The 4,831-nt window shown below is 38.3% G+C and carries 3 protein-coding genes; 1 reads left to right on the top strand and 2 read right to left on the bottom strand.

The window, feature by feature from the left end:
- Positions 1-160: 160 nt before the first annotated feature.
- The gene (locus DP117_RS33535) at positions 161-3,136 is read right to left on the bottom strand and encodes a Tn3 family transposase (RefSeq protein WP_169222480.1); all 2,976 of its coding nucleotides are present in this window, start codon (positions 3,134-3,136) and stop codon (positions 161-163) included.
- Positions 3,137-3,256: 120 nt separating this feature from the next.
- Complete coding sequence (locus DP117_RS33540) at positions 3,257-4,171, bottom strand: tyrosine-type recombinase/integrase (protein WP_169222481.1); 915 nt, start codon at positions 4,169-4,171, stop codon at positions 3,257-3,259.
- Between the two features lie 151 nt (positions 4,172-4,322).
- On the opposite strand from DP117_RS33540, the gene DP117_RS33545 reads away from it, so the two are divergent.
- Complete coding sequence (locus DP117_RS33545) at positions 4,323-4,712, top strand: zinc ribbon domain-containing protein (protein ID WP_248277961.1); 390 nt, start codon at positions 4,323-4,325, stop codon at positions 4,710-4,712.
- The last annotated feature ends 119 nt before the right edge of the window (positions 4,713-4,831 follow it).

The raw sequence follows: 4,831 nt of genomic DNA on the forward strand, positions 1-4,831 counted from the left end.
AACCAAGCGTAACCATAGAGGTTTCTCTTTCTTCAACGCGATTTGTTGGGATAGGATCAATCAACGCCAGCTTTGGGGCGATCGCCCCAAAGTGTTTGATGCACTCGCCTGACTAAAAAGGTAAAAGTGAAACAAGAGTTACATGGTTGGACAAAAGTGTTTATGCAACAGTCTCAATGGGCAAACGTTCATTCATATCCAAGTTGAAAGTACCATAAGGATTAATATGCAGCCAAATCAAAGGTGAAAGCGCCCGCAAGTCTTGTTTTTTCATCAACTTCATCCATTGTGGTTGTGACAACACCTGCTGAATCATCAATGTATTAATATACACCAAAGAAATTTGTAGCAGATGTAAGGATAAAATAGCCAACTCCTGATCTTCTAAACGATTAGTAGCAACTTCTCCACCCTTACCATAAAAAATAAAACTGTTAGCACTATTCCAATTTTCAACGACATTCAACCCATCATTAATTTCTTGACGCAGTTCTAATGAATGCAAATATTGACTTAGAAAAATCGTCTTGACAGCTTTCCCTAACTCACATAGAGCTTGATAAGTAGGGTGTAATAAATTCCCCTTAGTAAACCGTTTTAAAATCGCATCTGTTTCTGCCATTCCTAACCTAAGTGCAGTGGCGTACTTAATCATTTGGTCATACTGTTGACGAATTAAATCCCAGTTAATTGACCGCGTGAGAACAGGTTGTAAATTAGGATAATCACTAGCACTTCCATTACTTGGTAAATATAATTTTTGCACATTAATACGTTTGAGACGTGGCATTAACTGAAAACCTAGCAGATGACAAAAAGCAAAAGCTACCTCACTTTGTCCATGACTATCCACAAAATTTTTCTCGACCTTCATCCCGGTACAATGGCGGAGTAAACCTTCAATCATAGCTGCCACTTCACTACTTGAACAGGTTTTTAGCTGCGAGTAGATACAGACAGAATTTTTTTCAACATGCCAATAAATCATCACACCGCGTCCACCATAGCGAATGTGCCACTCCGTCATTAAATTCTGATCCCAAGCACCAAACTTTTTGGAATCAGAAGCACAAGCCGCCGTACCTTCTCCCCAAATATGCTTTAATCTTGTCCTAAAAATAGCATTGGCAATGTTGGTAATAGCATTGCGTAATTGTTGTTTGTGAATATAAGCACGTTTAACGTGTAACAACTCCTGATAACTACTGCCTCCTATTTCATCACTTAAACGCTTCAGTCCAGTATTTGTCCCCAAACCATACAAACACAGTAACAACCGCTTTTGTAATAGCTTAGAATCTAATACTTCCCTAGTTAAGACTGATTGAAAATGTTCAGTAAAATTTACACGCAAATCTGTTTCTTTGAGGACATCCAAAAGACTAGTCTTCGGCCAACGGCGATTGATTTCGGCTTTTAAACGATATAAATTTATCGGTTCACTTTGAGGTTTGAGAGGTGAAACGCAAATTTTCGATTTTCCTTGATTTTTAATTTTGACGTACTTGTTTTTTGGTAATCCTGATTCTAATTGACTCAGGGCTGACTGCATTTTCTGCTGTAAATCATTAATAAACTCTTCAACATCATCTGGGAGTTTTAGAGCCTGAAAATATTCAGTCCGTTGGGACTCAAAATCCGTTGGTAAATCCTCTTCAGGGTTACGATAACGATAGGCTCCAACTACCCAAATTTCTTTACATCTTAATTTCTCTCTTAATGCTTGCAGTACACTTAATTCATAATTAATCCGATTTACTTTGATATCCCCATCACTATTCTTTTCCAAAATTAACTCTTGCCAACCACTACGCAACACACCTTCAATAGGAATATCTTCTGTTGAGTCATAGTATCGTTGGTTGCTGTGAGCATATTTTTTGAGTAATTCTAGTGCTTGAATTACTGGGCGATGAACCTCATTATTGGAGCGAAATTCCAGTTGCTGTAAAATTAATGGTAAAATTCTACGGTAATGTCTGCCATAAGAAGAGCGCATGACAGTATAAACTCGTTCGCGGTAAACGTTACCTGTTGATTTGTATTCTTTAACTAAATTTTTCAGCGTTGTTTCACTCACAACTGGAAAAATAACATCTTTGACAACTCCATCTGGTTGTTGTAAAGAAGCTTCTGCCATTTGAAATAGTAAATTAGTCTTGCCATTAACTTTTTTAAAGTCTTTCAGTAATTCTTGGTCTATACGTTTTTCAGCTTTGGTTCCTATACGATGTACGATTTGAATAATCAACTCTACTAAATTATCTACGATTTCTTGACTTCTTAAAAGGGCGAAAATAGCAACTAAGGTGCAACGAATAGGTTCAGGATGACGGCGTAAGTCTTTGGGATATTCAACAACTACACGCTGTTTATATTGTTGTAAAATTTTTGCAGATATGTTATTGAATAAATCTGGAGGTAAATCTAGCTGACGCAAAATCGATAATTTTTCAATTTCTTTTTGAAAACTTCCGACACCAATCCTACCTGGGTCTAATTTTAATTTATTCCAGACCGATAACGCCTCCTCATCGATATCTAACTGAGATACTACTTCTAATGATTGCTCTTCAATTTTTTGAGGTTTGAATAAATTATCTATTTGCTCTTTAGTCTTGCTAGACAACTGAGCAACAGTTCTTTGAAAAAAATTTGATTCAAAACTAGAGAGAGCAGAGCGAGTGATACGTTCTAGACGACTCTGAGTAGGTGGTTCAATTTTTAATTCTCTTAAACGAGATATAGCTGCACTTTTAAGTTGCTCATATTTTAATTCGTAAATCAATGCTTGTTCTGTTAGCCAGTCTGTTAATTGAAGAGCGTCTTTTTTACTAGCTTCTCGAAATCCAAAAAATTCTCTAATTTTCTTGCGGTAGTAAATTATCGACCGTCCTTGCCAATTACATTCATGGTAAGTACTGGGAGAAATCTTGAGTTGTTGTGTAATATAGTTAACAACTACAGATGGAATCTCGTGGTCTGATTCAGGAAATCTCGCTGACAATTCAAAAAATTTGAGTAATAAAGCAAAAATTAAGCGATTTTGAGGCTTTTTATGCACTAATAGCTCTAGTTCGTTTGGTAGAAGCGTCCAACACTCTACCAGTTCTTCTGGTTGCCAGTTTCGTTTCATCATCCCTCACTCACTTAACCCAAAGTATTATATCTTCTTTGGGCTACACAGCTATTTACAAATGCTTTCTTCTGTTTTTAGCGCTGATAATATTGCTGTACTGCCAAGTAAAAAGGCTGGTTAATTAAGAGTAGAATTATTGGAATTGAGCAGCACATCAAACGCCTGACGTGCAGAGTATTCGGCTTTTTGTGATGTGACTTTGGAGTAACGTAAAGTTGTTTGAATGCTTTCATGTCCCATCAGCGCACGCAGTTGTTCAATGCTGATGATGCCCACACGCTCGGTAGCAAATGTATGACGTAAATCGTGGATGCGTACCCCGTTAAGTTCTTGATATTGGTTGGTAATTTCTTGCCAATAGTCATGCAAGGTGTAATAGCTGAGGCGACTGACCTTTAAAGTAACTGGATGCTGTGCTGTAAATAAAGCCTCGGATGTTTTATGCCGAGAGTGATTGAGGTAGTTTAAGAGTGCTGATGCGGCATCTTCACTATAAAAGCACCAACGCTGTTTATTTCCTTTTCCCAATACTTGAAATTTCCGATTTTGGATGTCTACCTCTGCTAAAGAGAGTGCTAAAAGCTCTCCAATCCTGCATCCTGTGCGATGCAATATATGTACTATGGCATTGAGTCGCAAGTCATATTTTACAGCTTTATACAGTATTTTTAGCTGTGATGGTGTTAGATATCTGATTGTATCGTCACTTTTATGCTCGCCTTTTTCTCGGTCACAAGTCCGCTGTTTTAATCCCCTAATGGGGTTAAATTTTATATAACCTTGCTCTACGGCAAAATTTAGTAGGCTTTGCAGTATTGCTTGATGCTTGTGATGTGTTGTGTATTTTAAATGACTCAGACTATTTAAATACTCAACTATTGTTTGCTTACTGATGATTTCTATTGCCCAACTCCCGTATTCACAAAGCAAAGGTGAGAGCGTTACAGAGTATGTCTCCCTGGTGGTTGGTGCTAGTCCAGGTCGCTCTAAAAATTCCGTCGCTACTGTGGCTAATGTAACAGCTTTTTTCACCTTAAATTGTGTGATTACAACCAGGTCTTTTGTTTTCAAATTATATATCTTTTGAAGTAAATCTTGACAGCTTCTTATGGATACTTTTAAAACCCCGCGACCTGGAGAATCCCTTGCTGACTATCTGGTGAGAATGAGGAAATTTCTTCAGATGACTCAGTTTGAGTTAGCGCAGGCAGCCTTAATTCATTCGCGCTCGGTTGGCAAGATTGAGCGGGGGCTGACTACCAAACTCAATCAAAAAACTCTACGTGGCTTGGCAGTGGCTTTGGGCTTACCCCAAGAGTTTCTAGAAGCTGTCAGTAAGGGACAAGAGGTTCAACGGCAGCAAGGTGTGAAATTTTGTCATCAGTGCTGGAGTCCGGGTCATGCTGCTGACCCTATGTGGCAAAATGTTAAAGCTAAGTTTTGCTATCTCTGCGGTACACAGTTACAGGCTAATTGTGCCAATTGTGGTGAGTTGGTGGTGTCTACTAGACATCGCTTTTGTCCAATCTGTGGTCATCCTTATAAAAGCAGTGTCAATAAAGCTAAAACTTAGGCACTGCTTGGTTTTATCCCTTTATTTCCAGACTGCTATTTAAACTAAACTGTTTAGTTTGCACTTGGTGACAGCTTCGCCGTGCGATTCGTTGCCTAAAAACCAATCCGAAAGGAGAG

Origin of the sequence: Brasilonema sp. UFV-L1, assembly GCF_012912105.1 — a bacterium.
In the GTDB taxonomy this organism is placed as follows: Bacteria; Cyanobacteriota; Cyanobacteriia; order Cyanobacteriales; family Nostocaceae; genus Brasilonema.

Bases quoted from the DNA above. Each gene is read 5' to 3' on its own strand.
- DP117_RS33535 (WP_169222480.1), bottom strand. From the start codon at position 3,136: ATGAAACGAAACTGGCAACCAGAAGAACTGGTAGAGTGTTGGACGCTT.
- DP117_RS33545 (WP_248277961.1), top strand. From the start codon at position 4,323: ATGACTCAGTTTGAGTTAGCGCAGGCAGCCTTAATTCATTCGCGCTCG.